Origin of the sequence: Intestinibacter sp., assembly GCF_034113885.1 — a bacterium.
GTDB lineage: Bacteria > Bacillota > Clostridia > Peptostreptococcales > Peptostreptococcaceae > Intestinibacter.
Window position 1 is genome coordinate 1 of record NZ_JAXEWM010000038.1, and the last position, 4990, is coordinate 4990.

The following is a 4990-nucleotide window of genomic DNA, read 5'->3' on the forward strand; positions in this document are numbered from 1 at the left end:
CCCCCTTTAGTTGAGCACTTTGTAAATTAAACACTTCATCTTATTTTCCTCAATTGTAGCATAACTTTTTCTGTAAATACATTCCTTTTTCGTAAATTGCAATATCAAATTGAACTATTTTTTCTGTGATAGTAAAAATACACCTGAAATCAATTTAACAATAACCACATAAGCGTAGCTTTGAATCTTCTTCTTCAAATAACTGCTCTGGAGTATCATATCCAAGTATTTTCCTAGGAAGTGTATTCATCCATTCCTCAACTGCTGCTATCTGATTAAAATCATAATCAGCTATTTCAACTGGTTTGCCTTGCTTTATTTGAGTAGTTGTACCACGTTTGATTTCGTTTAAGATAGTACTTTTTGATCTATTAAGTTCCTTTGCTATTTTATATGCTGAAAACCCGTCTTTAAGTCTTATTTCAATGATTGCACGTTCCTTCATATTTAAGTTTATATAAAAAAAGAACACTCCTATTAAAATACTCCATCTTAATAGTCGTGTCCTTTTTCTGATAATTCATGATACTTATCAATTAGAGTATCAAGCGTAATGGATTTCATACTATCTTCTACAGCCTTCTGTACCTGCATATAAGGCTCTTCAAGTACCCCTCTTATATTTTTTGCTATAGGACATTTACCTTCCTCGCAAGAATGAATACCAATTAGGGAATTAAGTCCTTGTGGCTCTAATGCATGGTATATCATAAAAATATTTATTTCAGAAGGCTCTTTACATAAAGTAGCCCCTCCCGTTCCTTGCTTAACAGATATAATTCCTGCCTTTTTAAGCTTGCTCAATATATTTCTAATTATAACAGGATTACAACCTGTACTTTGAGATAACAGTTTACTTGTAATTTTTACCTTTCCTTGTGCTTCATTGATAAATATCAAACAATGTATAGCAACGGAACATTTCATACTAATTTGCATATTATTGGGTCCTCTCTGATTTATGAATAAAGTCAATTTATATTTTTTATTATACATTTATATTTATAAGATGTAAATGTTGATTTTACACTGTTTGAAGTATATAATATTAGATGTAAATTTTAAAGTTACATCTAATATTATATTATTGAGGGGGTATTCGAAATGAAACTTTATAAAATTTATTTTAGTCCAACTGGAGGAACAAAAAAAGTAATTGATGCGGTAAGTGATATGTGGTCATGTGAAAAAGAAACACTAGATTTATTTTCTCAGGATAAACCATATAAATGTGCTTTCAATGAAGATGATATTTGTATTGTCGCTGTTCCATCTTTCGGCGGTCGTGTACCAGCTCTTGCTATTGAACGTATGCAGCAATTAAAAGGAAACCACACTAAGACAATCTTCATAGCTGTATACGGTAATCGCGATTACGATGATACTTTACTTGAATTAAAGGATGCTCTAGAAAATCTTGATTTTTGTTGTATAGCAGGTATTGCAGCGATTGCTGAACATTCTATATGCCGTCAATTTGCTACAAATCGTCCAGATGATAAGGATATAGAAGAATTAAAAGATTTTGCAAAACAAATTCAACAAAAAATTCAATCTGGTGTAAAAGATACGCCTCTTGTAAAAGGAAACCATCCTTACAAAAAATATGGTGGAGTTCCACTAGCTCCTAAAGCAAATAATACATGTACAAATTGTGGTATTTGTGCAGCTGAATGTCCTGTAAAGGCAATCCCAAAAGATAACCCTCGTACAGTCGACAAAACTAAATGTATTGCTTGTATGCATTGTATATCTGTTTGCCCTAACCATTCTAGAGTAAACAACAAGATTTTAACTTTTGTATCAGCTCAAGCTTTGAAAAAAAGCTGTAGTTCTAGAAAACAAAATCAGTTATTCCTTGGCAAATAAGCAATAAAAAAATACTCATACATAAGCATTAAATTTACTTATATATGAGTATTTTTTTATCGATCACAAAGTTAGCTATCGTAGCTAAACTTTAAAATTCTACTAATAAATTATTTTTCATGAACTATAAGCTCTAGCACATCAGGTCTAGCATAATGTCCACAAGCATCTAATTCCATACGACTCATAGGAACCTTTTGCATATCTAAGTCTGCATAGATAATTTCTTCTTTGTCCCATACAGGCTCTGTAACGTAATGTCCATATGGATCTATTATACAGCTACCACCACGACAAACTATGTCAGATAATTTATCTATTTCATCTTGGCAATTTAAATCCTTTGGATACATATCCTTTGTGAAGTACATATCAGAATTTATGAAATAGCAATGACCTTCTATAGCTATATGTTGTATAGTCGCTTGCCACTCTGGGTTGTCGTTAGTATTTGGAGAAATATAAAGAGTAACTCCTTTGTCGTAAAGCGCAACTCTAGCTAGTGGCATGTAGCTTTCCCAGCAGATTAAGCTTCCCATGTTACCCCAAGGAGTATCTACAACAGGGAAGTATCCCTTATTTGCATCTCCCCAGACAACACGTTCTGAGCCAGTTGGTTTAAGTTTTCTATGTACACCTACTAATTCTCCTTCTGGTGAGAAGAATATATTTGAATTATAAAGTGTTCCTGTAGTTAAATCGCGTTCAGAAACACCTATGCTGACATATGCATGTGCAGCCTTTGCGGCTTTACCTAATATATCAGTTTCTTCGCCTGGTATTACTATAGAATTGTCGTAGTAAACCTTCCAGTCTTCACGACCTTTTTCATTTCTGCTTCCAACTGTAAATCCATAAGTCATTCCATATGGATACCCTGGAATAAATAATTCTGGAAATACTATTAAATCAACGTTTTTTTCTGCAGCTTCTTCGATAAGCTTTACTGTTTTTTCAACACCTAATTTTTTGTCAAACATAACTGGTGCAGCTTGAACTAATGCAATTTTACAAACATCCTTTAAATCCTTCATATATACACCTCTCTAATAAAAAATATTTTGATAATATTGCATGCAAATTATGTGTAGGAAATAGTAGTTCACTTTTTATTGTAAATTATTTCCTATTAATATAATAATACTACAATTTATGAAATTAATAAAATTGAATTATATGATATATAAATTCAAAAAAATTGATGGTAAATAATTGAACTCTTTTAAAGGACTTTGAAAATATTTTTTACTATTTTGTAAATACACATTCACCATCAAGGTAAGTAGCAAGTACAGGTACATCTTTTAATGTACTTGGATCTACATCAAATGGATTTTGTCCAAGAACAACAAAGTCTGCAACCTTACCAGCTTCTATGCTTCCTTTGACATCTTCTTCAAATGAACCATAAGCACCTAATATAGTATAAGTTTTAATTGCTTCTTCAACGCTTAATGCTTGTTCTGGTAAGAATGGTCCGTATTTACCGTCTAAGCTCTTTCTAGTAACAGCACATTGGATACCCTTCATTACATCTGGTAATTCAACTGGAGAGTCAGAACCATTACTTGCTATTACGCCTTCATCTAGCATTGTTTTGAAGTTATATGTATATTTTGCTCTTTCTTTTCCTATTCTGTCTTCTACTATAGTTATATCGTAGTCTAGGAATATAGTTTGTATGTATGCGTGTAATTTAAGGTCTCTAAATTTGTCTAGTAGCTCTCTTGTAGTTATTTGACAGTGAACTATACCGTGACGATGGTCTTCTTTAGGGTATTTTTTAAGAGCTTTTTCTATAGCTTCGATTACCATGTACATTGGCTTGTCACCTATACAGTGAACTACTACATGCATTCCATTTTTGTGAGCGTATTCTATCATTTCATCGAATTGTTCTTGAGTGTATATTGGTATACCACAAGTGCTCTTGTCATCTTCATAAGGTTCACATAAAGATGCAGTTCTAGCTCCTAGAGATCCATCTGCTAATAATTTTAATGGTCCTATTTTGAAGTGGTCTGTACCTACGCCTGTTTTATATCCTTTTTCTATGAACCCTTTTAGTAATTCCATATTTACTAATTGAGATTGTTCGTTGATTTTTACTGTTAATTTACCTTCTTGTTCAAGTTCCTTAAATGCAGATATTAATACTTCATAATCCACCCCTGGAAATGCAATAAAATCGTCTGTTTGTGCTGATGTCACACCGAATGTATTTAAGAATTTACAAGCATCCTCTAGCATTGTTTTTAATCCTTCTTTATCTGGATTAAGCGCTTTACTATATACAAGTTCAAGTGCATTTTCTCTGAATATTCCTAGAGGTTCTCCGTTTTCATCTACATCAAATTGTCCACCTTCTACCTGTGGTGAATCCTTAGTTATACCGATTAATTCTAGACCTTTAGAGTTTACAATACAAACGTGACCACATGCACGGATTATGCATATTGGTTGAGTAGTAGATACTTCATCTAAATCGTATCTAGTTGGGAATCTATTTTCATCTGCAAAAAAGTCATTATTCCATCCTCTACCTCTAACCCATTCATTTTCTTTAAAATCTCTTTCTGCTATGAATTGTCTAATTCCTTCCTTCATTTCTTCTATAGAACCAGTACATTTAGATAGTTGTACCATTTGAAGGAAGTCACCAATTTCTAAAACATGTGTATGTGAATCGTTAAATCCAGCTGTTACAAATTTTCCAGCTAAATCGATTACTTCACTATCTGCTTCCTTATATGTAAGTGCTTCTTCAGTGCTACCAACATATATAAATTTACCATTTTCTTCAACAAAAGCCTCTGCATTCCCATTAGTTACTGTGTAAACAGTACCATTAATGTATATTTTTCTCATTATCTTTCCCCCTTCAAGCTCTTTATTGTAAGTATTTTTTTAGGACAATTATTGACACAAGTATTACATTTTATACAGTTTTCATTGTCAAATTGATTTTGTTCATTAAATTCTAGATAAGGCTGTAGCTGCATAGGACATACCTTTGCACATTTTTTACATTTAATGCATTTGTCCTTATCTAGTATAGTTAATTTTTTATTTGTATTTTTTGATATACCTGTGTTTTGACCTAATTTTACAAATAATTTTT

Annotated in this window: 5 protein-coding genes and 1 pseudogene; 1 reads left to right on the top strand and 5 read right to left on the bottom strand. The window is 32.2% G+C overall.

Going from position 1 to position 4990, the window contains the following annotated elements; all coding sequences use genetic code 11:
• Nucleotides 1-292 precede the first annotated feature (292 nt).
• Nucleotides 293-445 (bottom strand): annotated as a pseudogene (locus tag SPD90_RS02455) (helix-turn-helix domain-containing protein); the annotation flags it as partial.
• Nucleotides 446-492: 47 nt separating this feature from the next.
• Nucleotides 493-939 (bottom strand): Rrf2 family transcriptional regulator, encoded by a 447-nt coding sequence (locus tag SPD90_RS02460; protein WP_320624462.1) that lies wholly within the window; start codon nucleotides 937-939, stop codon nucleotides 493-495.
• Between the two features lie 165 nt (nucleotides 940-1104).
• On the opposite strand from SPD90_RS02460, the gene SPD90_RS02465 reads away from it, so the two are divergent.
• Nucleotides 1105-1869, top strand: coding sequence for a 4Fe-4S binding protein (locus SPD90_RS02465; RefSeq protein ID WP_320924207.1), 765 nt, complete (start codon nucleotides 1105-1107; stop codon nucleotides 1867-1869).
• Nucleotides 1870-1979: 110 nt separating this feature from the next.
• Here the strand turns inward: SPD90_RS02465 and SPD90_RS02470 are convergent, their stop codons facing one another.
• From SPD90_RS02470 to SPD90_RS02480, 3 genes are all read right to left on the bottom strand, one after another.
• Nucleotides 1980-2903 carry a carbon-nitrogen hydrolase family protein gene (locus SPD90_RS02470; protein ID WP_320624460.1) on the bottom strand — a complete coding sequence of 308 codons (924 nt, stop codon included), beginning with the start codon at nucleotides 2901-2903 and terminating at the stop codon, nucleotides 1980-1982.
• Nucleotides 2904-3117: 214 nt separating this feature from the next.
• A complete protein-coding gene (locus tag SPD90_RS02475) occupies nucleotides 3118-4737 on the bottom strand; it encodes an amidohydrolase (RefSeq protein ID WP_320924208.1) in 1620 nt (539 codons plus the stop codon).
• Nucleotides 4737-4990: 4Fe-4S binding protein (locus SPD90_RS02480; RefSeq protein ID WP_320924209.1), on the bottom strand; the 254-nt coding region annotated here is incomplete at its 5' end. The genes SPD90_RS02480 and SPD90_RS02475, both read right to left, overlap by 1 nt.